The sequence below is a fragment of the Sphingomonas sp. CFBP 13720 genome, assembly GCF_014842075.1.
Classification (GTDB): domain Bacteria; phylum Pseudomonadota; class Alphaproteobacteria; order Sphingomonadales; family Sphingomonadaceae; genus Sphingomonas.
The window spans coordinates 580,174-604,398 of record NZ_JACYVA010000001.1 but is presented as its reverse complement, the minus strand read 5'-3'; the positions used below and the strand labels follow the sequence as shown (position 1 = coordinate 604,398).

General features: G+C 66.5%; 19 protein-coding genes, 1 tRNA gene and 1 pseudogene. 13 read left to right on the top strand and 8 right to left on the bottom strand.

What is annotated here, in order from left to right; translation table 11 throughout:
• Nucleotides 1-99: 99 nt before the first annotated feature.
• The 3 genes and pseudogenes from IFT55_RS02965 to IFT55_RS02955 all read left to right on the top strand — a co-directional run.
• Nucleotides 100-2,979 carry a TonB-dependent receptor gene (locus IFT55_RS02965; RefSeq protein ID WP_192088933.1) on the top strand — a complete coding sequence of 960 codons (2,880 nt, stop codon included), beginning with the start codon at nt 100-102 and terminating at the stop codon, nt 2,977-2,979.
• 43 nt (nt 2,980-3,022) lie between these two features.
• Nucleotides 3,023-4,114 (top strand): arabinan endo-1,5-alpha-L-arabinosidase, encoded by a 1,092-nt coding sequence (locus IFT55_RS02960; protein WP_192088931.1) that lies wholly within the window; start codon nt 3,023-3,025, stop codon nt 4,112-4,114.
• An 11-nt stretch (nt 4,115-4,125) separates the two neighbouring features.
• A pseudogene (locus tag IFT55_RS02955) lies at nt 4,126-5,163 on the top strand (glycoside hydrolase family 43 protein); the annotation flags it as partial.
• A 33-nt stretch (nt 5,164-5,196) separates the two neighbouring features.
• Here the strand turns inward: IFT55_RS02955 and IFT55_RS02950 are convergent.
• Nucleotides 5,197-5,913: a FadR/GntR family transcriptional regulator gene (locus IFT55_RS02950; RefSeq protein ID WP_342029215.1), complete on the bottom strand. Its 717-nt coding sequence runs from the start codon at nt 5,911-5,913 to the stop codon at nt 5,197-5,199.
• A gap of 241 nt (nt 5,914-6,154) precedes the next feature.
• Between IFT55_RS02950 and IFT55_RS02945 the strand changes: the two genes are divergently transcribed.
• From IFT55_RS02945 to IFT55_RS02935, 3 genes are all read left to right on the top strand, one after another.
• Nucleotides 6,155-8,383, top strand: a complete 2,229-nt coding sequence (locus IFT55_RS02945; RefSeq protein ID WP_342029214.1) for a hypothetical protein — start codon at nt 6,155-6,157, stop codon at nt 8,381-8,383.
• 17 nt (nt 8,384-8,400) lie between these two features.
• A complete protein-coding gene (locus IFT55_RS02940) occupies nt 8,401-9,771 on the top strand; it encodes an oligogalacturonate lyase family protein (RefSeq protein WP_197976277.1) in 1,371 nt (456 codons plus the stop codon).
• A gap of 161 nt (nt 9,772-9,932) precedes the next feature.
• Nucleotides 9,933-12,764, top strand: a complete 2,832-nt coding sequence (locus IFT55_RS02935) for a TonB-dependent receptor (protein WP_192088928.1) — start codon at nt 9,933-9,935, stop codon at nt 12,762-12,764.
• A gap of 33 nt (nt 12,765-12,797) precedes the next feature.
• On the opposite strand, the gene IFT55_RS02930 is transcribed toward IFT55_RS02935, so the two are convergent.
• Complete coding sequence (locus IFT55_RS02930; protein WP_192088927.1) at nt 12,798-14,195, bottom strand: glycoside hydrolase family 28 protein; 1,398 nt, start codon at nt 14,193-14,195, stop codon at nt 12,798-12,800.
• Between the two features lie 136 nt (nt 14,196-14,331).
• Here IFT55_RS02930 and IFT55_RS02925 point away from each other — a divergent pair, with 136 nt between their 5' ends.
• The 4 genes from IFT55_RS02925 to IFT55_RS02910 all read left to right on the top strand — a co-directional run bounded on the left by IFT55_RS02925 (nt 14,332) and on the right by IFT55_RS02910 (nt 18,689).
• Nucleotides 14,332-16,584, top strand: coding sequence for a glycoside hydrolase family 88 protein (locus IFT55_RS02925; RefSeq protein ID WP_197976276.1), 2,253 nt, complete (start codon nt 14,332-14,334; stop codon nt 16,582-16,584).
• Nucleotides 16,585-16,608: 24 nt separating this feature from the next.
• Nucleotides 16,609-17,904, top strand: coding sequence for a pectate lyase (gene pelA / locus IFT55_RS02920; protein ID WP_192088925.1), 1,296 nt, complete (start codon nt 16,609-16,611; stop codon nt 17,902-17,904).
• 123 nt (nt 17,905-18,027) lie between these two features.
• A tRNA-Thr gene (locus tag IFT55_RS02915) sits at nt 18,028-18,103 on the top strand.
• A gap of 157 nt (nt 18,104-18,260) precedes the next feature.
• The gene (locus tag IFT55_RS02910; RefSeq protein ID WP_192088918.1) at nt 18,261-18,689 is read left to right on the top strand and encodes a hypothetical protein; all 429 of its coding nucleotides are present in this window, start codon (nt 18,261-18,263) and stop codon (nt 18,687-18,689) included.
• A gap of 81 nt (nt 18,690-18,770) precedes the next feature.
• Here IFT55_RS02910 and IFT55_RS02905 read toward each other — a convergent pair whose 3' ends face one another.
• Genes IFT55_RS02905 through IFT55_RS02895 form a run of 3 tightly spaced genes read right to left on the bottom strand, consistent with a single transcriptional unit; the run spans nt 18,771 to nt 21,306 of the window.
• Complete coding sequence (locus IFT55_RS02905; protein WP_192088917.1) at nt 18,771-19,661, bottom strand: hypothetical protein; 891 nt, start codon at nt 19,659-19,661, stop codon at nt 18,771-18,773.
• Entirely contained in the window at nt 19,661-20,032 is a 372-nt protein-coding gene (locus IFT55_RS02900; RefSeq protein WP_192088915.1) for a hypothetical protein, read from the bottom strand. The genes IFT55_RS02905 and IFT55_RS02900 overlap by 1 nt, the downstream gene beginning before the upstream one ends.
• Complete coding sequence (locus tag IFT55_RS02895; protein ID WP_192088914.1) at nt 20,002-21,306, bottom strand: replication-associated recombination protein A; 1,305 nt, start codon at nt 21,304-21,306, stop codon at nt 20,002-20,004. Before IFT55_RS02895 ends, IFT55_RS02900 begins: the two co-directional genes overlap by 31 nt.
• A 100-nt stretch (nt 21,307-21,406) precedes the next feature.
• Here IFT55_RS02895 and IFT55_RS02890 point away from each other — a divergent pair, with 100 nt between their 5' ends.
• The 3 genes from IFT55_RS02890 to IFT55_RS02880 are packed head-to-tail and all read left to right on the top strand — an operon-like array spanning nt 21,407 to nt 22,558.
• Nucleotides 21,407-21,946, top strand: a complete 540-nt coding sequence (locus tag IFT55_RS02890) for a PadR family transcriptional regulator (protein WP_192088913.1) — start codon at nt 21,407-21,409, stop codon at nt 21,944-21,946.
• Nucleotides 21,943-22,260: a DUF2218 domain-containing protein gene (locus IFT55_RS02885; RefSeq protein ID WP_192088911.1), complete on the top strand. Its 318-nt coding sequence runs from the start codon at nt 21,943-21,945 to the stop codon at nt 22,258-22,260. The genes IFT55_RS02890 and IFT55_RS02885 overlap by 4 nt, the downstream gene beginning before the upstream one ends.
• A 31-nt stretch (nt 22,261-22,291) precedes the next feature.
• Nucleotides 22,292-22,558 carry a UvrB/UvrC motif-containing protein gene (locus IFT55_RS02880; RefSeq protein ID WP_192088910.1) on the top strand — a complete coding sequence of 89 codons (267 nt, stop codon included), beginning with the start codon at nt 22,292-22,294 and terminating at the stop codon, nt 22,556-22,558.
• A gap of 31 nt (nt 22,559-22,589) precedes the next feature.
• On the opposite strand, the gene IFT55_RS02875 is transcribed toward IFT55_RS02880, so the two are convergent.
• The 3 genes from IFT55_RS02875 to IFT55_RS02865 all read right to left on the bottom strand — a co-directional run bounded on the left by IFT55_RS02875 (nt 22,590) and on the right by IFT55_RS02865 (nt 24,138).
• Nucleotides 22,590-23,546 carry an aldo/keto reductase gene (locus IFT55_RS02875; protein WP_192088909.1) on the bottom strand — a complete coding sequence of 319 codons (957 nt, stop codon included), beginning with the start codon at nt 23,544-23,546 and terminating at the stop codon, nt 22,590-22,592.
• Nucleotides 23,543-23,725, bottom strand: a complete 183-nt coding sequence (locus IFT55_RS02870; protein ID WP_192088907.1) for a hypothetical protein — start codon at nt 23,723-23,725, stop codon at nt 23,543-23,545. Before IFT55_RS02870 ends, IFT55_RS02875 begins: the two co-directional genes overlap by 4 nt.
• Nucleotides 23,726-23,796: 71 nt before the next feature.
• On the bottom strand, nt 23,797-24,138 hold the full coding sequence (locus tag IFT55_RS02865) for a hypothetical protein (protein ID WP_192088905.1): 342 nt from the start codon (nt 24,136-24,138) through the stop codon (nt 23,797-23,799).
• Nucleotides 24,139-24,225: the final 87 nt, after the last annotated feature.

Sequence of the window (24,225 nt, the reverse complement as noted above, 5' to 3'; positions counted from 1 at the left end):
CGATCGAATACTCGTACTTTTCGCTGTACTCGCACCAATCCGTGTGTATTTGTGGGAGTATATCGAAATCCACAAAGGGTTCGTCCAGGGAGAGGGCATATGGTCGCCAGGACCGTTATTCTTGCATCGGTATCGTCGGTCGCGCTGTTGTGCTGCGCGCCCGCCATCGCGCAGGTCGCACCGCCGGCAAACACGCCCGACGGAATCGGCGCGCCGCTCGGCACGCCCACCGATGCGCCGGAACAGGCGTCGGACGGCACCCCGGCGCGCGAGGCGCAGGCGGACGATGCGGAAGAAATCATCGTCACTGGCGTGCGGGCGTCGATTGTCGGCGCGCTGAACGTCAAGCGCAACGCGACGCAGGTGGTCGACTCGATCGTCGCCGAGGATGTCGGCAAGCTGCCCGACAACAATGTGATCGAGGCGTTGCAGCGGCTGAGCGGCATCCAGGTGACCAACCGCGCGGGCGGCGAAGCGGCGGGCATTTCGATCCGCGGCCTGCCCGATGCGCTGACCACGATGAACGGGCGCAACATCTTCACCGCGTCGGGTCAGGCGTTCGCGCTGGCCGACATTCCGGCGAACCTCGTCAAGCGGATCGACGTGTACAAGACGCGCGCCGCCGACCAGATCGAAACCGGCATTGCGGGACAGATCGACGTGTTCACCCGGCGTCCGTTCGATTTCGACGGCTTCGCGATGTCGGGCGTCGCGCGCGGAATCTATAACGAACAGGCGGATACGTTTAATCCCAACCTGTCGGGCCTGATCAGCAACCGGTGGGAAACCGGGATCGGCGATATCGGCATCCTCGTCAGCGGCAGCTACGCCAAGACGAAGTATCGCGACATGAGCGTCACGTCGGGCGCGATGGTGCCGTTCGTGACTGAAAATCCGCCGCCGGGCTTCACCCCGTTGCAGCGCGTCTTCCCCGAAACCGGTGCATGGCAGCCCGGCACCGAACGCGGTCTGCCGACCGCCGCCGGATCGACCTTCCTGCTCGGCGGGCGTCAGGTGCCCTATTACCTGTCGCGCGACGCGGTGTTCAGCCCCGACGTGACCGGCACGCGCGAGCGCCCGGCGGTGAACGCGGCGGTGCAATGGTCGCCGAACAGCAGTTCGACCTACACCGCCGAATTCTTCTGGAACCAGTTCAAGTCGACGACGCAGAACAGCCTGTTCTTCAGCTTCGTCGACTGGTGGGGCGGGCTGGGCACCAATCCCGGATCGACGATCGAGCTGTTTCCCGACACCAACATCATCAAGGCGCGGTCGGTCGGCGACGTGTTCGGCTTCAACAGCGGCGATTATACCCGGTCGAAGACCGACAGCTTCGTCTATGCGCTGAACGGCAACTGGGAAGTGGGCGAGGGTGCCCGGATCGTCGCCGACCTGTCGTACCAGACCAGCCAGTTCGACACGCAGTTCCTCGCGATGCGGATCAGCCGGGTCGCGCGGCGGATCGACGTGGATTTCAACACCCGCGACGGCATCCCGGCCTATAATTTCGACGATAATGCGCTGCTGGTCGACCCGGCGCAGTGGGACGTCGGCGAATTCTACGACAACGCCAACCGGTCGAAGGGCGATGCGCTGACGCTGCATCTGGACGGTGAAAAGGCGTGGGAGGACGGGTTCCTGCGCAAGGTGAAGGCCGGTATCCGCGTCGACAATCGCAACGCGATGGATTCGGTTCGGACGCAGGACGCCCCCGGTCTGGGCCGCAAATTCTCGACGCTCGACCCCGGGCTGCAACTGACCAACAGCGACTTCTTCGACGGGCGCGCCAGCGTGCCGACCTCGTGGCTGGTCCCCAGCGGTCAGTATATTTACGAAAACGCCGATGCGATCCGGCAGCTGTACCGCGGATCGGTCGACCCCGGCATCCTGCTGTCCGATCAGTTGTCGATGATCGACGTGTTCGACATCAACGAGATATCGATGACCGCCTATGCGATGGCGGATGGGCAGTTCGACATGTTCGGCCGCGCGTTCCATGTGCAGGCGGGCGTGCGCTATGTCGATGTCGACACCGATCTGGTCTTTACCGACCGGCTGACCGGCGCGGTCACCGGCGCGTCGCAAGGCACCGAGCGTTTTCTGCCCAGCGTCACGCTGCGGTACGACGTGACGAGCGATTTCCGGGTGCGGTTCAATTACGGCGAAACGCTGCGTCGGCCGGGATTTGCCGATCTGAACCCCAATTTCAACCTTGCGGGCGATCTGACCGGAATCGGGCGTGGCACGGGCAGCGCGGGCAACCCCGGCCTGCGGCCGACCGTCGCCAAGAATTACGACCTGTCGGCCGAATGGTATTTCGACCGCAACAGCGCGATCTATGGCACGGTCTTCCGGCGCGAGATCGACGGGCTGGTCGTGCCGCTGACATCGGTGCTGACGATCCCGAACACCGGACAGAACACGAACGTCTTTGCCGTCACCCGCCCCGAAAACGCGTCGAACGGCGTGCTGAAGGGCATCGAACTGGGGCTGACCTACTTCCCGACCTATCTGCCGTCGTTCCTCGACGGGCTGGGCGTGCAGGGCAGCCTGACGCTGCTCGATTCCAAGCAGAACATTCCGTTGACCGATGCCGCCGGCGTCGTGACGGGCGAGACCGAATCGGCGTTCTTCGGCGTGTCCGACCTGTCGTACAACGCCACGCTGGCCTATGAGCGCGGCGGGCTGGGTGCCCGGCTGTCCTATGTGTGGCGCAAGGAGTTCCTTGCCAATAACGAGGCGCGGCTGTTCGCCAATCCGATCGGCGTGTGGCGTCGGCCCGAAAGCAGCCTCGATTTCCAGCTGACCTACGGCATCACCGACCGGCTGGGGCTGACGCTGGACGCGGTGAACCTGACCAACCGGACGCAGCAGAATTACTACCGGTTCGAGGATGCGGGCAACGCCGACCAGTTCAACCTCGGCACCACGCTGCTGTCGCGGACCTTCGCGGTCGGCCTGCGCTTCTCGCTCGACTGATCGACGCGCCGCTCGCGAACCCCCATTTCTTCGGAGAGACCCCATGATCCGGTCCACGCTTCCGCTTGCCGCCCTCGTCCTGCTCCTGACCGGTTGCGAAGGCATTTCGGGTGCCGATGCCAGCGGCAACATCCAGACGCCCGCCGCACCCGTGCCGACGCCGACCCCCACGCCGACCGCCACCGCGACGGCCGCACCCGCCCCGGTGGGCCTTGCGCTGACCGGCGATACGTCGCCGGTGCACGATCCCGCGATCCTGAAGGACGGCAATACCTATTACCTGTTCGCGACCGGCGCGGTCGCGGATCGCGAAGGGCTGCTCGCCACGCGCACCTCGACCGATCTGACCGCGTGGACGTTCCGTGGGCCAGCCTATACCGCGCTGCCGGCATGGGCGACGACCGCCGTCCCCGGCACCAGCGGCATCTGGGCGCCCGATATCGTCAAGCGCGGCAGCGAATACCGCCTCTATTATTCGGTATCGACGTTCGGCAGCAACCGGTCGGCGATCGGGCTGACCACCAACAGCGCGCTCAGCCTCAATTCGCCTGCTGCGGGCTGGACCGACAAGGGCGCGGTGATCCAGTCGACCAGCGCCGACACGTTCAACGCGATCGATCCGGCGGTGTTCACCGATGCAGAGGGCCGCGAATGGATGGCGTTCGGCAGCTTCTTCGCAGGGATCAAGCTGATCCGGCTGGACCCTGCCACCGGTCTGCGGCTGGCCAGCGAACCGACGATCCATTCGCTGGCGACGCGTCCCGCGCCGGGCGCGGTCGAGGCACCGTTCGTGGTGCGGCACGGCGACTATTATTACCTGTTCGCATCGTTCGACAGTTGCTGTCAGGGTGCGAACAGCACGTACAACACCGTCGTCGGCCGGTCGCGCACCGTGACCGGGCCGTATCTGGACAAGGCCGGCCGATCGATGCTCGACGGCGGCGGATCGGCGGTGCTGGCATCGGCGCAGGGAACCGGCGCGCGCTATGTCGGGCGCGGGCATGTCGCGATCCTTCAGGATACCGCCGGCGATCATATCGTCTATCACGCCTATGACACGCAGCGGAACGGCGCGCCGACCCTTCAGATCCAGCGGCTGACATGGGATGCCGACGGCTGGCCGGTGCCACAGTAAGGATTGAAAACATGACCGATATCCTCTCTCGCCGCCTGTTCATTGCCGGTGCCGCCGCCGTCGCCGCCACCCCTGCGTTGGCGCAGCGGCGGCGCGGCTCGAGCGCGGCCATCGTCAATCCGCTGGTCCGGCAGCGCGCCGATGCGCAGGTGTTCCGCCATACCGACGGCTGGTATTATCTGACCGGGTCGGTGCCCGAATATGACCGGCTGGTGCTGCGTCGTTCACGGACCATCGCCGGGCTGTCGACCGCACGCGAGGCGGTGTTGTGGCGGCATCCGGCGTCGGGGCCGATGTCGGGGTTCCTGTGGGCACCCGAACTTCACTGGATCGACGGCAAGTGGATCATGTATTTCGCCGCCGGACCCAGCGGCGGCGGGGAGGACGTGTTCCGCATCCGCACCTATGCGATCACGTGCGACGGCCCCGATCCGATGACCGGCACATGGTCGGTGCTGGGGCAGTTGCAGTTGCCATGGGACAGCTTCAACCTCGATTCGACCAGCTTCGTGCATCGCGGCACGCGCTATCTGTCGTGGGCGCAGCGCGAACCGGGAATCGAGACCAATTCGAACCTGTATCTGGCTCCGCTCGCCACCCCGCTGACGCTGGCGGCGAAACCGACGCGGCTGACCGTCCCGACGTTGCCGTGGGAAATCCGGGGATACAAGGTGGCGGAAGCGCCCGCGCTGCTGGCGCGCAACGGCCGGCTGTTCCTGACCTATTCGGCCAGCGCGACCGACGCGCGCTATTGCCTCGGCATGCTGATCGCGCGCGACGACGCCGATATCATGGACCCGGCGGCGTGGACCAAATCGCCGGTGCCCGTGATGAAGACGTCGGCCGAACACAAGATCTTCGGACCGGGCCACAACAGCTTCACGGTCGACGAGCGCGGGCGCGACATGCTGGTGTTCCACGCGCGCGACTATGAGAAGATCAACGGCGATCCGCTGCTCGACCCCAACCGCCACACGCGGGTCCAGCCGATCCGGTACAATGCCGCCGGGGTGCCGCAATTCGATCCGCCGGTGGCGAACGGTCCGTTGCGGTAAGCAAATCGAGACTCTGCGCGCGCGTCGTCATGGCGCGTGGCGCAGTGCCTCGTACCGCTGATAGCTTTTTTCCATATGCCGCCGTGCCGCCTCACGCGCGCCTTGCGCGTCCTGCGCGGCGATCGCGTCGAGGATCGCTTCGTGGTCGCGGTTGATCATCGCGGCATAGGCGCGATGCGCGTCCTCGTCGTTCGTCCCCAGATATAGTTTGCGCGAGGGGACGAAGCGGACGCCGAGAAACTCGGTAATCCGTACGTAATAGCTGTTGCGCGTGGCGTGCGCGATCGCCCCGTGGAACCGGGCGTCGGCGGCGACCGATGCGTCCATATCCTCGCTTTCCGACATCGCGGCTAGCGCGTCGCGCATCGCTGCCAGATCGGCGGCGGTACGGCGTTCGGCGGCCAGCGTCGCCATTTCCCCCTCCAGCGCGATCCGCATTTCCAGCAGCTTGAGCACGTCGTCGATCTCGCGCATCTCGTCAGCGGTGATCTGGAACGCGCGATAACGGGCGGTTTCGGCGACATAGGCGCCTGATCCGCGCCGGGACGTCAGCAACCCGCGTGCCGCCAGCCGCGCGAACGCTTCGCGCACCACGGTGCGGCTGACGGCGAAATCCTCCGTGATAGTCTTTTCGGTCGGGAAGCGTGCGCCGGGTTTCAGGTCGCCGTTCAGGATCTGGCGTTCGAAGCGTTGGACCAGTGCGTCGGCCAGCGACTCGGCCTTGGTTTCTTTCAGCAAGCTCACGTTCCGTACTCCCCCCGACGCCCGCGACGGGCCGTCATCAAACCGATTGCAGGGGGTGCGCGCAAGGCCGACCGTACTGCTTCGATCCGATTGTTGTATGACAGATTCATGGTTGAGTTTGACACCGGTAGCAAGCCCGATTACCCGAATGGCGCCCGACCAGACGGAGACGCAGATGCAACGCGGCAGGCAGAGGATGGCGTCAGGCCACTGGATTCGCACGATAATCGCGGGCGGGATCGTGCTGTTTCCAGCCGTTCCGGGCCAAAGTGCGCTGGCCACGCCGAAGAAGATCGACCGGAAGGCGCTGGTCGCGCGGCATGCGGTGGTGCAGTCGCGGATCGACCGCCATGCACCGGCGATGATCGGGAACGGACAGTTGGGCTTCACCGCCGACATCACCGGGTTGCAGACGTTTCCGCAGCAATATTCCGAACTCGCCCCGCTGCTGACCATGGCGCAATGGTCGTGGCACAGCTTTCCCAACCCCAAGGGCCATGTCGAGCGCGACGGGTTGCGGATAGTGCCGGTGCGCGGGCGGGGGGAGCAGCCCTATGCATGGATGCGCAGTTGGGCCGATGGTGACGCCAATCCGGCCTATACGTGGCTGCGCGCCAATCCGCATCGCATCTCGCTGGGCCGTATCGCGCTGACGCTGAACGGCATGGCACCCGACTTCGCGCAGGTCACCGATACCCGGCAGTCGCTGGACCTGTGGCGGGGGCAGCTGACCAGCAGTTTCCGCCTGAACGGACAACCGGTGACGGTGACGACGGCGGTGCATCCGACCGCCGATCTGATCGCGGTCGAGATCCGCTCGCCGCTGGTCGCGTCGGGCGGGCTGGGCGCGTCGGTGCGCTATCCCGGTGTCGATCCGGCGATCAATCCCGATCCGTCGGGCTGGCGTCCGCGCGCGTCGGAAACGATGCGCGTCGTGGCGCGCGATGCCCGGTCGGTGCAGGTCGAACGGACGCTGGACGCGACCCGCTATCGATCGCGGGTGGTCAGCGACGGGCGGGTGACGCCGGGCGACGGCGCGGCGCTGCGCATCGCCGGCGGCGGCAATGGCGACCGGCTGCGCTTCACGGTGCGGTTCGATGCGAACGCGCCGCGCGGGGCGGACCCGGACGTACCCAAGACGATCGCGGCGGCGGCGGCGCACTGGCAGCATTTCTGGACCGATGGCGCGGCGGTGGATTTTACCGGCAGCACCGATCCGCGCGCACGCGAGCTGGAGCGCCGGGTGGTCCTGTCGCAATATCTCTCCGCGATCAACGGCGCGGGATCGCTGCCCCCGCAGGAGGAAGGGCTGTTCTCCAACAGCTGGTACGGCAAGTTCCACCTTGAGATGCATCCGTGGCACGCCGCGTGGCAGGCGATGTGGGGGCGGCCCGCGCTGCTGGAGCGGAGCATGCCATGGTATGTCGCGCATCTGCCGAAGGCGCGGGCGGAAGCGGCGCGCCACAAGGTCCGGGGCGCATGGTGGCCCAAGATGGTCGGCCCGGAAGGGCGCAACAGCCCCAGCCTCGTCTCCCCGTTCCTGATGTGGCAACAGCCGCATCCGATCCTGCTGGGCGAGATGCTGTGGCGGGCGCGGCGCGATCCTGCCCTGCTCGCACGCTATGGCGAGGTGGTGGAGGCGACCGCCGACCTGCTGGCAAGCTGGCCGCTGGACGCGGGCGGGCGGCTGGACCTCGGGCCGCCGCTGATCCCGGCGCAGGAGAATTACGACCCGCTGACCACGCGCAACCCGACGTTCGAAGTCGAATATTTCCGCTGGGGATTGCAGACGGCGCAGGCATGGCGCGAGCGGCAGGGACAGCCGCGCAAGCCCGAATGGGACCGTGCGCTGGCCCGTATCGCACCGCCTGCAATCGAAGCCGGACTGTATCTGCCGACCGAATCGGCGACCGGGTTCTGGCGGACGGCGGCGTCGGCGGCGTGCAAGGGGACGGCCAGCGCGCCCGAGTGCAAGAACCGCGATCATCCGTCGTTCCTGATGGCATATGGTTTCATCCCCGGCGCGCGGATCGATGCCGCGACCATGCGGCGGACGTTCGATGCGATGGAAGCGACATGGGACCGCCGCCAGACATGGGGCTGGGATTTCCCGATGATCGCGATGACGGCGGCGCGTTTGGGCGAACGCGACAAGGCGGTCGACTGGCTGTTCGCGCCGCTGAAGAACAACCAGTGGGGCCCGACCGGCATGACGCCGCGCGTCCATCTGGACGAACATGCCAATGATCTGGTGCCGACGGTCGGCGGTGCGGGGGGCGTCGCGATGGCGCAGAACCCCGATGGGCCGGGATATCGTCGGGCCGCCGAAACCTATTTCCCGTCGAACGGCGCGCTGCTGCTGGCGGTGGGAATGATGGCGGGCGGATGGGACGGATCGCGCGGCCATGCGCCGGGCTTTCCCGAACGCGGATGGACGGTGCGTGCGGAGGGGCTGACCCCCGCTTTGTAAGCGTGAAGGATCGAACGATGGCAAATTGGACACGCCGCGAATGGATGCGCGGCACGGTCGCGACTTCGGCGGCGGCGATCGCCGCGCCGGTGCTGGCGCGGGCGGGGCAGGGTGCGCCGGCCACGCCGGGAACGGGCGCGGCGACGACTCGGGTACCGACCGACTGGGTCGATCCGCGCACCGGCCATCGTATCGTCCGGCTGTCTGGCGACGAAGGGGCAGGCAAGGCATATTTCTATCGCCCCACCTTCTCGCCGCAGGGCGACGTGATGGTGATGTCGACGCCGAAGGGCATTGTGACGGTCGACATGAAGACGGGGGCGCGGCGGATGCTGGTCGCCGATCCGCGTGCCGAACTAATCAGCACCGGCCGCAAGACCCGCACCGCTTTCTACTTCATTTCCGATCCCGGCGACGCGCAGCCGAGCGATCGGCCGCGCACGCTGTACGCCGTCGATCTGGACAGCCGGAAGGTGCGGCGGCTGGCGCGGATGGAACAGGGGCAATGCTGGTCGATCAACGCCGATGAGACGCTGGTCGTCTGCACCGTAGCCTATGGCGACACGCCGCTGCAGCCCGACGTGCCCGATCCGCGCAATCGCCGGTTCGGACAGGCGGAATATGCCGCAAACGGTCCCGATGGCCGTCCGCTGAACTTCGCCAAGGCGAAGGGCGTCCGCATGCTGCAACGCTGGGCCGCGCGGGTGCCGATGGAATTGTTCGTCATCGACCTGCGCACCGGCGCGCGGCGGGTGCTGCACAAGTCGACCGACTGGCTGAACCATGCCCAATTCTCCCCGACCGATCCGGGGCAGATCATCTTCTCGCACGAAGGACCGTGGCACCGGGTGACGCGGATGTGGCGCATCCGCGCGGATGGCGGCGCGCCCGAAGCGCTGCACGAGCGGACGATGAACATGGAGATATGGGGCCACGAGTTCTTCAGCCCCGACGGGAAATGGGTGTGGTACGACCTTCAGACCCCGCGCGGACAGGTATTCTGGGTTGCGGGGATCGAGCTGGCGACCGGACGGCGGCTGTGGCGGCGGGTCGAACAGAATGACTGGTCGGTGCATTTCAATGTGTCGCCCGACCAGACGTTGTTCGCGGGCGACGGCGGCGACCGCGACATGGTGGCACATGCGCCCGACGGGAAATGGATCGTGCTGCTCCGTCCAGAACCGGTCGTCGACGGCGATGTCGAGGTCTATGACCCGAAGTTCGTCACGCCCGAAGTTCTGCGCGGCGAACGGCTGGTCGATATGAGCGCGCATGATTACCGGCTGGAACCGAACCTGACCTTCACGCCGGACAATCGCTGGATCGTGTTCGGGTCGAACATGCACGGCGCGAATCACGTGTACATGGTGGAGGTGGCGAAACGATAGCCGCGCCATCGTCCCATTTGCCGGTACGAATATTCAATTAACGAAACGGCTTGCACCACTCCAAAGGTTGTCCTACAACTCTGCCGGTGCATTGGGGAGCGGCGACGCCAAGATCGCTGCCGTGATGACACCGGTAACATAGCGTTATGGTTGGAGTGGATATGCAGGCCCAGTTCGTTCGCCGCGTTCGGCATCTCATGGCGACGGTGTCCGCCCCGGCGATGCTGATCGCCGGACACGCGGCAGCCGCCACGGTGCAGGATCAGCCGGCCGCTCCGGCCGCCCCTTCGGATGCCGCACGGACCAGCACGGTGCCAGCCAGCCCCGCCACCGATCAGATCGCGCCCGACAGCACGGCGCAGGAAACCGCCGGCCCGGCTTCCGCGGCCGGGGGCGAGGAGGCGGTGCAGGAGATCGTCGTCACCGGTTTTCGCTCCAGCCTGCAAAAGGCGCTGAACATCAAGAAGACCGAAGCGGGTGCGGTCGACGCGATCCTTGCCGAGGACATGGCCGATTTCCCCGACCTGAACCTTGCCGAATCGATCCAGCGCCTGCCGGGTGTGACGATCGAGCGCGAGGCGGGGCAGGGCCGGTCGATCAGCGTGCGCGGGCTGGGTGCCGATTTCACCCGCGTCCGCATCAACGGGATCGAAGCGCAGGCGGCGGCCGGCGGCAATCGCGGGCGTGGCTTCGACTTTTCGGTGTTCGCATCCGAACTGTTCAACAGCATCACGGTGCGCAAGACGCAGTCGGCGGAGATCGAGGAAGGGTCGCTGGGCGCGACGGTCGATCTTCAGACCGGCCGGCCGCTCGATTTCAAGGCAGGGTTCGATTCGGCGGTGTCGGCGCAGGCATCGTATAACGACCTGTCGAAGCAGGTGCTGCCGCGCATTGCCACGCTGTTCAGCTGGTCGAACGAGGACCGGACATGGGGTGGCCTGATCTCGGTCGCCTATTCGGAACGCAAGCCGACCAGCGAAAGCTTCAACACCACGCGCTGGCAGAGCGGCAATGCCGCGCAGCCTTATGGCGCGAACCAGAATTTCGGCGGCTGCACCGCGTGCACCACGCCGGAATCGCGCGCGTCGCTGCTGAACGCATTCTATCCGCGCATCCCGCGCTATACCTATGGCCAGTTCGACGAGGACCGGCTGGGCCTGACCGCGTCGTTGCAGTGGAAGCCGACCGATACGAGCGAGGTCGTGATCGACGCGCTGCATTCGCGGTTCAACCAGGAATTCGAAAGCCCCAATGTCGGCGTGATCTCGTTCAGCCGGGGCACCGCGACCGGCGTGCGCGAAACGATCGTCCGCGACTTCGAGGTAAATGATCGCAACATGCTGGTGTACGGCGTGTTCGACAATGTCGATGTGCGGTCCGAAAATGGGTTCGATCGCAACGAAACCGAATTCACGCAGGTGTCGCTGAACGCAAAGCACGCCTTCACCGACCGGTTTCGCGGACAGTTGAAGATCGGCCGGTCGCGGTCGCAGGCACGGACGCCGACGTCGATTTCATATCAGTTCGATGCGAACAACGTGAACGGCTATACCTATGACTTCCGCGACAATGACCGCACGCCGCTCATCAAATACGGGTTCGATGTCGCCGATCCGGCGAATTACACGCTGACCGAATTCCGGTCGAGCGAGTCCGGGGCCGATTACGTACTGGACGCGATCGCGGGTGCGCTAGCCTATGATCTGGACGACCGGCTGACGGTGAAGATCGGCGGCGAGCGGCGCAATTACGATTTCAGCACGTTCGGCCGCAACCGCAACCGCGTGCTGTCGCCCGCCGAACAGATTCGCGGCGTCGACGGGCTGGGCAAGGTCGAATCGATCGACGGCGGGCTGAAGATCCCGGCCGGGTCCGACCTGAACTATTACACGCCCGACATCGGCAAGCTGACCGACGCGCTGGGATTGTTCGAGAATTATCCGATCAACCCGAATCTGAGCAGCGATCGCGAAGTGACGGAAAAGGATACCGGGCTGTACGCGCAGCTCGATTTCACGATGCCGTTCATGGGAATGACCGCGCGCGGCAATTTCGGGTTCCGCTATGCGCGCACCGAAACCGCATCGTCGGGCTTCCTGAACGCCAGCTACGTCACGGCGAACAATTCCTATGAGGATTACCTTCCGTCGGCGAACCTCGCACTCGACGTCACCGACACGCTGGTCGTCCGGTTCGGCACGGCCAAGGTGATGGCGCGGCCGCCGCTGGGCAACCTGACGCCCGGAGGATCGCTGAATACGTCGGGGCAGACGATCAATTACGGCAACCCGTTGCTGAACCCGTTCCGAGCCAAGAACGTCGACCTTTCGGCCGAATGGTATTTCGCGCCGGAAGCGCTGCTGGCGGTGGCCGGGTTCTACAAGAAGATCGATTCGTTCATCTCGACCGATATCTCGGTGGTGCCGTGGCGCGAACTGGGGCTGCCGGACTCGCTGCTGGTCGGTACGCCGTCGTCACCCGATCAGGATTTCCAGGTGACGCGCAACGTCAACGGCACCGGCGGCACGCTGAAGGGCATCGAGGTCCAGTATCAGCAGCCCTTTTCGTTCCTGCCCGCGCCGTTCGACGATTTCGGTTTCCTCGGCAACTATACCTATGTCCAGTCGCGGGTGAATTACGGCACGCCGCAGGCGCCGACGTTCAACCGGCTGACCGGCCAGTCGTCGAACATCTTCAACACGACCCTGTATTACGAGGGCAAGGGCTTTAGCGCGCGTGTCTCGGCTGCCTATCGCGACCGGTATCTGACCGCGTTTCCGGGCGGCAACGGCAATGACGAAGCCGGTCAGAACGGCACGACCAACATCGACGCGTCGATCCGCTACGACTTGACCGACAAGGTTTCGGTGACGCTGGAAGGCGTCAACCTGACCGACCAGTTTACCGACGCCTATGTCGACACGACCAATCGCGTGTCGAACTACCGGCACTTCGGACGTGAAATTCTTCTTGGGTTTCGCTGGCGATACTGACCCCTTTCCCGCGCCAGCGGCTGGCCCGCGACCTTATGGTCGCGGGTCTTTTTTCGTCACTCCGACCATGTTCGTGCTGTCGGTCACCTTGGGTCCGGTGCCGTCCAGCGTGTCGATCACGCAATCGTCGAACCGCCAGTCCCGCGCATTGGCGATGGTGCCGCCTTCGCGCACGTCCCAGCGCAGGCCGCGAAAGCGAAAGTCGCGCAGCGGCGCCTCCGGGTATGCCGCTGCCTCGAACGCGATCTTGCCCCCGATGGCGCGCACGTCGCTGACCTCGACCCCCTGAATGCGCGGGATGCCGCGTTCGCGGGGGACGGGGGTCGCCAGCGCGCGATAATGCGGTGGTACGTCGGTCAGTCCGGCGGGAATGCGGGCATAGCTGTAATTCGGATACCAGTTGAGGTTCACGCGGAACAGCGTCGCGACATCCTGAAGATGGATGCGCGACAGGCGGATGTTGCGGATCGTGCCGCCGCGCGTCGACCCGCTCTTGAAAAAGATGCCCAGCGGGACCGGATAGTCGATGCGCAACCCGGCGACGTCGATCCCGTCGAACCCGCCCGACGTTTCGCTGCCGAAGGTCATGCCGGCCAGCGCGTCGCGGACCACGCAGTCGCGGATCGTGACGTTGCGCGTCGGACGCGCGACGCGCAGCCCGTCCCAGTCGCGACCAGCCTTGATACAGATGGCGTCGTCGTTGACCGACAGGTCGCAGCGCGCGATCCGCACATCTTCCGATGAATCGATGTCGATCCCGTCGGTCGACGGTCCGCGCCCGCCAATGTTGTTGCGGATCAGCAGGTCCGACACCTCGACCCCCCGCGAATAGCAGACATGGACGGTCCAGAAGCCCGATCGCGTCAGCGTCAGTCCGGCGACGCGGGCATTGCGCGCCTCGTACAGCTGGATCAGCCGGGGACGTTGGCAGTCATAATCCGCCGCCCATCGCAGCCCGCGCGGGTCATAGTCGCGGCGCATCGCCCAGTACCGGTCCCAGAAGGGCTTGCCGTCGCCGTCGATCACGCCATCGCCGATGATCGCCGCATCGCGTTCGCGTACGATGTTCACCAGTGCGGCGGGCCATTCCATCTCGATCCCCGCGATGCGGGTACGCTGGACCGGATAGGCGGCGATGTCCTGCACCCCGCGCAGCGTCGCGCCGCGCGCGACCTCCAGCGTGCAGCCCGACTTCACGAACAGCGCGCCCGACCGGTACAGCCCCGGTCCCAGCCGCACGACCCCGCCGCCCGCACGATGCGCCGCGTCGATCGCCGCCTGGATCGCGCGGGTTTCGATCGTGACGCCGTCCCCGGTCGCGCCATGGTCGGCAACGTCGATCACGCGCCCCCGGTTCGGCTGTCGCGCGGGCAGGATGGTGGGAAAGGTCGCCGCGATCAGGGCGGACTGGATCAGGGTTCGGCGCTGCATCATACTTTCCCGACGCGCTTTTACGTGTTCTACAAAGTTGTCTGTCAACTTTGCAGCTGTTATGTCACCGGTTACCACGGCTGGATAGCCAGTCGTGGAAGCCGCTCCCCAGAAGCGGCAACATGGAGAAGTGCCGATGACCGTTCGCCGCCGGATGCCCGTGCGCCTGTCGATCGCCGCGCTGGCGCTGGCCGGTGCGGCCCTGCCGGTCGGGCCGGCCATCGCGCAGCCGCAACCGCCGGTATTGGGCGTCGACCCGGCATGGCTGACCGCGCCCGCACGGCCCGATCTGCGCTTCGCCGCCGACCGCCTACCCGACAGCCGCGCGGTGGTGCGCGCAATGGACTATGTCGCGGCGGCACAGATCGCGGACATGAGCCGCCGCCCGATCGCGCTGGCGACGGGCAGCGCGTTGCACGAAATCGGGTCGAACTGGGTGGCGGCGACTTTTTACGTCGGTGCCGCCCGGCTCGCGCGGATATCGGACCAGCCGCTCACGCTGCGGTTCCTGACCGCCACCGCCGAACATTATAACTATTCGATGCGCGGCGCGCGATCGGGGCGGACGCTGCTGAACGCCGACGATGTCGCGATCGGCGACCTCTACGCCGAACTATACGCACGGCGACGGCAGGAAGGCGTGCTGATGCCGCTGCAACAGCGGCTGGATTACAGCGTCCCGCATCTGGCGCGCAAGGCGGCGGCGACCGATCCGCTGGTGTGGTGGTGGTGCGACGCGCTGTTCATGGCGCCACCGGTGCTGGCACGCGCATCGGCGCTGACCGGCGATCCGAAATATCTGCGCGCGATGGACGCCGAATGGCGGCGGACCGATGCGCTGCTCTGGTCGCCCGAACACCGGCTTTATTACCGCGACGCACGCTTCAAGGACCGCCGTGCCGCCAATGGCCAGCCGATGATGTGGTCGCGCGGCAACGGATGGGTGCTGGCCGGTCTGGCCCGCACGATCGAGGCGATGCCGGCGACGTTCGAGGGACGCGACTTCTATGTCACGCGCTTCCGCGAACTGGCGGCGCGGATCGTCGAACTGCAACAGGCGGACGGGCTGTGGCGCGCCAGCCTGCTCGACCCCCAGGCGTTCCCGGAGGCAGAAACGTCGGGCAGCGCGCTGTTGACCTATGGGCTGGCATGGGGCGTCAACCACGGATTGCTGCCACGCGCGCGGTATCAGGCGGCGGTGACGCGCGGCTGGGCGGCGCTCAACCGCCATGTCCTGCCGAACGGCCTGATCGGCGCGGCGCAGAAGACCGGGGACCAGCCGGTAGCGACGCGCGCGGACGAGGTCGGGCTGTACGCGACCGGCGGCTATCTGCTGGCTGGAAGCGAGGTCGCGCGGCTGGGCGGAAAGACGCGGTCGCTACCCGAGGCCGAGCCGACGCGCGATGCCGATGCCGTCATCCTTGCGACGACCCCGCAACCGCCCGCGCCGGTCACCGTCAACACCCCCGAAGAACGCGCGCGTCGCGCCGCCGAGATGCAGGCGACGCAGGCGCTGGCCTATGATCCCGCCGCGTCGGGACGGCCATCGACGATCGAGCCGCTGACGCCGCCGACCGGCGATGCGCGTCGTCCGCGCGCGATCGCCTATCGCGCCGTCGAGCGGCTCGACGATATCCTGTGGGAGAATGATCGGGTGGCATTCCGCATCTATGGACCCGCGCTGGAGGCGAAGGAGCCGCCATCGGGATCGGGCATCGACGTATGGGCGAAGCGCGTCCGCTGGCCGTTCATGCAGCGCCAGTTGCGCTTTCCCAATTATCATGTCGATCGGGGCGAGGGATTGGACTTTTACGACGTCGGCAGCGGGCGCGGTGGCGGCGGTCTGGGCATCTGGCACGACAACAAGCTGTGGACGTCGCGCAACTGGGCGACGCATCGCATCCTGAAGACCGGCGGCGATACCGCGTCGTTCGAGGTGACGTACAAGCCGTTCCCGGTCGATGTCGGGCGCAAGGTGTGGGAGGATCGCCGCTTCGAACTGCCGATGGGGTCGAACTTCACGCGGATGACGTCGACGCTGCATTCTGACACCGCCGAACCGCTGGTCGTCGCGATCGGCATCGGCAAGCGGGCGAAGGGCAATGATCGCGGCCGGGTGGTGCGCGATGCCGCGCGCGGCGTGCTGACGTTCCACGAACCGGGCGATGCCGATCACGGTACGCTGTCGCTGACGATCGCCGCCGACCCGGCGATGGTGCAGGGATTTGCCGAAGACGCGAACAATTACCTGCTGCTGTTGCGCGTCCAGCCGGGCCGTCCCTTCACCTATTATTCGGGCGCGGCATGGGATCGGGGGCTGGATTTCGACAGCCCCGATGCGTGGGACCGGTTCGTCGCCGGCAACCGGTTCGATTTTCCGCGCCGCTGACATTCAAGAAACGAACGGGAGAGTATGATGAAGGCCATCCATGCCGGACTGGCGCTGTTGCTGGCGACTGCCGCCGCCGCGCCGCCGATCGCCGCACGGGTCATCGGGATGAACGTCCCCGCACCGTCGCTGACCCCCGACCGGGTGCGCGCCGTGCTGCCGCGCGCGCAACAAGCGGCGTGGCTCGCCTATCTCGACCGGTCGGAAAAGCAGATGCGGGCGGATCGCGCATCGCTGGTCGCCGAACTCAAGCCCGGCCAGACTCCGCCGCCACCCCCGACCGCCGTTGGCGGGGGCGACTACAACATGCCGCTCGACAAGCCCGCCGCATGGTATGCCGGCCCGGAAGCACGCACGATCGCCGAGGGGATCGTCAGTTTCCAGACCCCGGCCGGCGGGTGGAGCAAGAACCAGGACCGGTCGCGTCCGCCGCGCCTGCCCGGACAGCGTTACGCCAACGATGCGGAGACGATGGATCCCAATCGCTGGAACTTCGACGCGCCCGCCGACCGGTTCTGGACGTTCGTCGGCACGCTGGACAACGATGCGACCATTCAGGAAATGCGGTTCCTGACCAAGGTCATCGAACAATTTCCCGGCCGCGAAGGCGACCGGTATCGCGCCAGCTTCGTCAAGGGCGTGCAATATCTGCTGAACGCGCAATATCCCAATGGCGGATGGCCGCAGATATGGCCGCTGGAAGGAGGATTCCATGACGGCATCACCTTCAACGACAATGCTGTCGCCCATGCCGCGATGATGCTGCGCGACGTCCATGCGCAGCCGGTCTATCGCTTCGTGCCGGGACCGCTGCGCCAACAAGCGGCGAAGGCGGTGACGAAGGCGATCGACGTCATCCTCGCCGCGCAATACCGCATCGACGGCGTGCCGACCGGTTGGCCGCAACAGGTCGACGCGCTGACCCTCGCGCCGATTTCCGCACGCAATTACGAACCGCGATCGATCGCCAGCGGCGAGACGACCGACGTGCTGATGTTCCTGATGGACCAGCCCAACCCGTCGCCCGCCGTCCGTCGCGCGATCGATGCGGGGGTCGCGTGGCTGAAGGCGCGGGCCGTCACCGGCTATGCATGGGCGAAGGTTTCGCCCGCCGAAGGCCGCAAGCTGTTCCCGCGCGCCGGGGCCGGGCCGTTGTGGTCGCGTAACTACGATCTGGTGACGCAGAAGCCGATCTTCGGCGACAAGGACCAGCGGATCCATGACGACGTGAACGACATTTCGATCGGGCGTCGCAACGGCTATAACTGGTGGGTGACCCAGCCCGCGCGCGTGATCGCCCGCTACGACCGGCAGGGATGACGCGGCGGGCGGCGGGGTGACGGGCGCGACCATCGGACGCACGCGGCGTCGCCCCGTCGGCGAAGAAAGCGGTCACCGCCACGGTTGACCGCCCCGCCCCGCGATCATAGGGAACGCCGACGTGCCGGTTTAGCTCAGCTGGTAGAGCAGCGGTTTTGTAAACCGAAGGTCGCGGGTTCGATTCCTGCAACCGGCACCACTCCAACGCTGATAGAACACTTCCTATGGTGTCGCGTCCGGTATTCAGGGCGCGGGCCGAAGCGTTTCACCACCACGCCGCATTACCCTTGCCAGACCGGCTTTCGCTACTGGGAATCGTTCGCTAACGCACAACGGACGTTGGGGAAGGGGGGACGATGGATCTGTACGATAGCTCGGGCAACCGTGTCGGCTCGGTCGGCGGTGGCGGTATCGATCTGGCGGGATGCCTGACCCTTGGTATCGGGTTCATCATCGTTTCGACCATCATAAAAGTGGCGACGCCGGTCTGGGCGATCCTGCGCAGTCACGACATCCACCCGGTCTTCATCCTCGTGCTGTTCGCGGCGATCGTTGCTGCCGTCTTCTTCGTCATCGCGTGGCTGTTGCGGTTCGCGCCGGTCCGCGCGACGGCGGCGACTATGGTCGCGGCGGCGGGCGGGTACGGGATCTTCTATTGGATCATGGGCATGTCGGACTGGATCTGGGCCGCTGCCGGGCTGGCGATCTTTGCGGTCTTTGCCGTCCGGTTCGTGAAGTGGGCGTACACGCTGGAAGGCGGGTTGTCGGACGTATTCTTTCTGTAGGACCGATCGGCATGTGGCCATCGCCCTTCCCGTGCCGCGTCCGGCCGCGGACGCGCCGGGCCTATCCCCCGCCCGCAGCCGTCAGCCCGGCGCGCCCGATCCGGTCACGCCGAACGTCCATCCCTCCGTCCGGGCGAGGGCGTCGGTCAGTCCCGCCGGGTGCCATAGATCGGGCAGGGCCGTGGCGGTGCGCAGCCACGCGGCGGTGAGCAGCGCGTCGGTGATGTGGTCGTCATAGCCGTGAGACAGCGCCGCATGGGGTTCGCTGCCCAGAAACGCGAGGGCGGCGTCGAGGCTGACGGCGTCGCGCAATTTGCTGCGGCCCGCACGTATCCCAGCCGCGCGTGCGGCGATGGTGGTATAGATTTCGACGATCAGCGGGCCGGTGTCGGGCACCGGATCGAACGGCCAGACCGGTATCCGCCCCGCCAGCCGGTGCAGGACGCGCATGCCGGTCAGGCTGGATTTGCCGACCTGCGCCGCGCCGACGAGGTTGAAGCAACTGGTCGGCGACAGCCCCGTCGCGCGTTGCGCGTGCTCGCACAGGCGCAGCCGGCCGCGACCGGGTTCGAACCGGTCGCCGCATGCGCGTTGGCGGCGGAAATGGCGCGACAATTCGTCATGCGCGACCAGCGTCGTCGCGGCGAGATGCGGGTCGTCCGCGCACATCGCATCGACCATCGCCCATAGCGACCTGGCATCGGCGGGCGACGACGGCCATCCGGGAAAATAGCCCCCGCGATCGGCAAAGGGCAGCGCGGGCGACAGGTCGAGGCCGATCACGACATCCGCCTGCGTATCCGCCAGTTCCGTCAGCCAGTCGAGCAGATCGCCGCGCGACCAGCCGCCCGGCCGCATCACCGGCCCGGGGGGCGTCGTGCCCTCCAGCGCCTCGGCGACCGCCAGCCCCTTCGGGCGGGGCACCGCCTGTCCCGACCAGTCGATCGCGACGAAGCGGGTGAAAGCGCGCATCAGGGCCGGTCGCCCCATGCCCGCCGCTGCGCCCGTGTCGCGCGGTCCCACCATGTCCGGTGGAGCAGCGTCACGATCCGATCGCCCGCCCGCGTTCCGTATCGGACCAGCACGGCGGGCCAGCCGCGATAATGATCGGTCTGCCAAAAAGTCGCGGGATCGGTTTCGATCAGCATGTCCTTCGCATCGTCGGTCAGGTGCAGCACGAAACTGCCCGGATCGGGGGCGGTGGTGCCCGCCAGCACCCGGTGGCGAAAGCGCAACGCCGGCTCGCCATAGCTGGTGCCGGTTTCGACGCCGGGCAGGGTCAGCCCGATCGCGACCACGTCCGCCCAGCCGGTCAGGATGTCTGCCGCCGTTCGTCCCACCATGCCATTCGCTCCGCTATCCGTTTCTCGAACCCGCGTTCGGTCGGTTCGTAGAAGCGACGCGCGCCCATTTCCTCCGGCCAGTAATCCGCGCCCGAAAACCCGTCGGCCCGGTCATGGTCATAGGCGTAGTCCTTGCCATAGCCGATGTCCTTCATCAGCCGGGTCGGCGCGTTCAGGATCGACGGCGGCGGCATCAGCGACCCGGTTTCCCGCGCGGCCTTGAACGCTGCCTTCTGCGCCTTGTACGCAGCGTTCGATTTGGGCGCGGTGGCGAGATAGAGACACGCCTGAACGATCGCCAGTTCGCCTTCGGGGCTGCCGAGAAACTCGTATGCGTCCTTGGCGGCAAGGCACTGGACCAGCGCCTGCGGATCGGCCAGCCCGATATCTTCGCTGGCGAAGCGCGTCAGCCGCCGCAGCACGTAGAGCGGTTCCTCTCCCGCCGTCAGCATCCGCGCCATATAGTAGAGCGCGGCCTGCGGGTCCGATCCGCGCAGCGATTTATGCAGCGCGGAGATGAGGTTGTAATGGCCTTCGCGGTCCTTGTCGTACACCGCGACCCGACGTTGCAGCAGCGCCGACAGTCCGGCGGGGTCGAGCGGGGCGGGCAGCTCGATCGAAAACAGTGTCTCCGCCTGATTGAGCAGGAACCGGCCATCGCCATCGGCACTCGCGACCAGCGCCGCGCGCGCGGCAGCATCCAGCGGCAATGCGCGCCCCTCGACCGCTTCGCCGCGCGCGAGCAGTTCCTCCAGCGCAGCGGCATCGAGCCGGTGCAGGATCAGCACCTGTGCGCGGCTCATCAACGCGGCGTTGAGTTCGAACGACGGATTTTCGGTGGTCGCGCCGACCAGCGTCACGGTGCCGTCCTCGACATAGGGCAGGAAACCGTCCTGTTGCGCGCGGTTGAAGCGGTGGATCTCGTCCACGAACAACAGCGTGCGTTTGCCCAGCCGGACATGGTCGCGTGCTTCAGCGAACACCTTTTTCAGGTCCGCGACGCCGGAGAACACCGCTGATATCTGGGCGTAGCGCAACCCGACCGCAGCGGCGAGCAGGCGCGCGATCGTCGTCTTGCCGGTGCCGGGCGGTCCCCACAGGATCATCGACGACAGCTTTCCCGCCGCCACCATTCGCCCGATCGCACCGTCGGGACCGGTCAGATGCGCCTGTCCGACTACCTCCGCCAGCGTGGTCGGACGCAACCGGTCGGCCAACGGGCCGGCGGGGGCGGGAGCAGCGATGGATTCGGGTTCGGCAAAAAGGTCGGCCATCCGCGGCATATAGGGTGCGTGTAAAAATCGCGGAAGCCATGGTTGAAAAGCGATCCGTCCAAGATATATCTTCGCTATCAAGATATATCGGAGAATAAGAATGCAGTTTGGAATGGACTATGAGTCATGGACCGGCGGTCCGGGCATGGGTGGACGCGGCAGGCATCGCGGCGGACCGCGCGGACGGGTGTTCGACGGCGGCGAACTGAAGCTGGTGCTGCTGGCGCTGATCGCGCAGGCACCGCGCCATGGATACGACCTGATCCGCGAGATCGAGAGCCGCGCGGGAGGCAGCTATGCGCCAAGTCCCGGCGTGATCTACCCCACGCTGACGCTGTTGACCGACATGGGACTGATCGAGGAGCAGGCGACCGAGGGCACGCGCAAGCGGTTCGCGGTGACCGAAGCGGGGACGGCGCAACTGGCGGCGGACAGCGAACAGGTCGCCGATCTGTTCGCGCGGCTGGCGGCACTGGCCGATCGGCATGCGCGCACCGATGCCGGACCGATTCACCGTGCGCGCGCCAATCTGCGCGCCGCGATCCACCACCGTATGTCGGGTGCGAACGTCGACAGCGATACGCTACACGCCGTCGCGGCGATCCTCGACGATGCGGCACAGAAGGTCGAACGGCTGTGAGCGGCTTCACCACCACCGCGCGGGTGCCTACCGGACAGGCCAGCCGCTATCTGCAACAGCTGTGCAAGCACTGGCAGCATAATCTGACGGTCGAATTCACCCCCGATCACGGAACGGTCGTCTTTCCCCGTGACGCGCGTGGCGCGGATCATCCGGGCGATGCGCTGGTGACGTTCGATGCGGGGGATGCCGCGCTGGACGTACGGATCGATGCGACATCGGTCGAACAACTGGCCGGGTTGCAGGGCGCGGTCGCACGCCATCTCGACCGGTTCGCGTTCCGCGAAGCGCCGCTGGCGTTCGACTGGCGGTGATCCGTCCGGGCGTTCCGTGCGTTGCACGTCGATGACCGAAAGCATCGACACCCTGCATCAGCAGATGAAAGCCGCCGCCGCCGCGATGGATTTCGAGACGGCATCCCGCCTGCGCGACCGCATCGCGCTGTTGCGCGACGGGGCCAGCGCGGGCGAGGCGGCGTCGGCCGATACCAGTGGACTGACGCGGCAACAGCCGGGGCGGATGGGGCTGGGCACCAGCCGCCAGCGCGTCGAACCGCCCGAGGGATGGACGCCACCGCCAAAACCCGACCTGATGGTCGGGCGCAAGCGGTAGCGGGGACGGGGCGCCCTCTTAATGTAGGGCGTCAGACCCCGGCGTTGGTCAGCCGCTCCAACTGGTCGACGCTCAGCGTCACCCGCCACGATCCGACCAGTTCCTCCAACTGCTCCACGCTGGTCGCGCTCGCGATCGGGGCGGTAACGCCCTCTTGCTGCGCCAGCCATGCCAGCGCGAGTTGGGGCAACGTCGCGCCGGTTTCCGCCGCGACCGCATCCATCGCTGCCAGCACCGCCGCGCCTTTGCCGGCCAGCAAGTCGGCCATGCCGCCGCCGCGTACGCTTTTCGCCAGATCGGCGGTCGAGCGATATTTGCCGGTCAGGAAACCTGATGCGAGGCCATAATAGGGGGAAACCCCGATATTATGCTCGACGCACAGATTTTGCAGTTCGCCTTCGTATCGCTTGCGGCTGACCAGATTATATTCCGGCTGTAGGGCGTGGAAATGCGGCAGCCCTTGCGCCGTCGCGACGTCGATCGCCGATTTCAGCCGCATCGCGCCGAAATTGGATGCGCCCAGCCAGCCGATCTTGCCCGCATCGATCAGCCGCCCGAACGCCGCCAGATAGTCCGCCTGTGCGACGTCGCTATCGTCCTGATGCGCGTAGTACAGGTCGATCCGGTCGATGCCGAGCCGGGCGAGCGATGCGTCCGCCGCCGCCGCGATCCGCGCCGGGGCCAGCTTCTCCCCGCCTTCGCCCGGCAGCATGCCGACCTTCGTCGCGATCAGCACGCGGTCGCGCTTGCCCGACGATCGCAGCCATTCGCCGAGGATCGTTTCGGATTCACCGCCGCGATGGCCGTCGACCCATGCCGAATAGACATCGGCGGTGTCGATCATCGTCCCGCCCATATCGACGAACGCGTCCAGCACGCGAAAGCTTTGCGCACGGTCGATGGTCCAGCCGAACACGTTGCCGCCAAGGATCATTGGCGGGGTGGCAAGGTCGGTCGCGCCCAGCGTGCGCAGTGCAATGTCGGTCATCGTCGGTCCTTCGGTTCGGCGTCGATCGCGTTGGGCGACACCGCATCGGCGTCGAGCATCGCCGCCGCATCGTTGAGCGCGTCCGCCTCGCCCTGCGTCACGCCGCCCGGCGCGGTATCGCCATCGGTCCCCGAACAGGCGACCAGCAGCAGGGGCAGGGCAAGGGACAGTGCGCGCATGGAGTTCTCCCAACGAAAAAGGCCGCGTCCCGTTGCGACGGGCGCGGCCTTTCCCTTACTTCAAGCTTGGATCAACGCTGAAGGTCGCGTCCGGCCTCTTCCAGCTCCTGGCCGGTTTCGCGCTGGGCGTTGTCGGCGGCGGCATCGGCACGCGCCGCGCCGCGATCGATCGCAGCACCCGCACGGTCGGTGGCGTTCTCGATCTTCGCGCCTGCCGTGTCGGCGGCGTTTTCGGCCGCGCCGAACGCACGGTCGCCCGCGGCCTGTACGTCATCGACGGCGGCGCCCATCGTGGCGTTCACGTCCGATGCCACGGCATCGGCCGCTTCGCCCGTCTCGTTCTGCGCCTTTTCGGTGCATGCGGTCATGGTGAACGCTGCGGCCGCCAGCGGCAGGAGGAGAAGCTTCTTCATGGACGATCCCTTCGTAACAGAATGATGGGCCGGCAAACGCGCAAATCCGCCGCTAGTTTCATGAACGGAACGAAGGCACCGTACGAA

Bases quoted from the DNA above. Each gene is read 5' to 3' on its own strand.
- IFT55_RS02965 (WP_192088933.1), top strand. From the start codon at position 100: ATGGTCGCCAGGACCGTTATTCTTGCATCGGTATCGTCGGTCGCGCTG.
- IFT55_RS02960 (WP_192088931.1), top strand. From the start codon at position 3,023: ATGATCCGGTCCACGCTTCCGCTTGCCGCCCTCGTCCTGCTCCTGACC.
- IFT55_RS02940 (WP_197976277.1), top strand. From the start codon at position 8,401: ATGGCAAATTGGACACGCCGCGAATGGATGCGCGGCACGGTCGCGACT.
- IFT55_RS02935 (WP_192088928.1), top strand. From the start codon at position 9,933: ATGCAGGCCCAGTTCGTTCGCCGCGTTCGGCATCTCATGGCGACGGTG.
- IFT55_RS02930 (WP_192088927.1), bottom strand. From the start codon at position 14,195: ATGCAGCGCCGAACCCTGATCCAGTCCGCCCTGATCGCGGCGACCTTT.
- IFT55_RS02925 (WP_197976276.1), top strand. From the start codon at position 14,332: ATGACCGTTCGCCGCCGGATGCCCGTGCGCCTGTCGATCGCCGCGCTG.
- pelA (WP_192088925.1), top strand. From the start codon at position 16,609: ATGATGAAGGCCATCCATGCCGGACTGGCGCTGTTGCTGGCGACTGCC.
- IFT55_RS02910 (WP_192088918.1), top strand. From the start codon at position 18,261: ATGGATCTGTACGATAGCTCGGGCAACCGTGTCGGCTCGGTCGGCGGT.
- IFT55_RS02905 (WP_192088917.1), bottom strand. From the start codon at position 19,661: ATGCGCGCTTTCACCCGCTTCGTCGCGATCGACTGGTCGGGACAGGCG.
- IFT55_RS02900 (WP_192088915.1), bottom strand. From the start codon at position 20,032: ATGGTGGGACGAACGGCGGCAGACATCCTGACCGGCTGGGCGGACGTG.
- IFT55_RS02895 (WP_192088914.1), bottom strand. From the start codon at position 21,306: ATGGCCGACCTTTTTGCCGAACCCGAATCCATCGCTGCTCCCGCCCCC.
- IFT55_RS02890 (WP_192088913.1), top strand. From the start codon at position 21,407: ATGCAGTTTGGAATGGACTATGAGTCATGGACCGGCGGTCCGGGCATG.
- IFT55_RS02880 (WP_192088910.1), top strand. From the start codon at position 22,292: ATGACCGAAAGCATCGACACCCTGCATCAGCAGATGAAAGCCGCCGCC.
- IFT55_RS02875 (WP_192088909.1), bottom strand. From the start codon at position 23,546: ATGACCGACATTGCACTGCGCACGCTGGGCGCGACCGACCTTGCCACC.
- IFT55_RS02870 (WP_192088907.1), bottom strand. From the start codon at position 23,725: ATGCGCGCACTGTCCCTTGCCCTGCCCCTGCTGCTGGTCGCCTGTTCG.
- IFT55_RS02865 (WP_192088905.1), bottom strand. From the start codon at position 24,138: ATGAAGAAGCTTCTCCTCCTGCCGCTGGCGGCCGCAGCGTTCACCATG.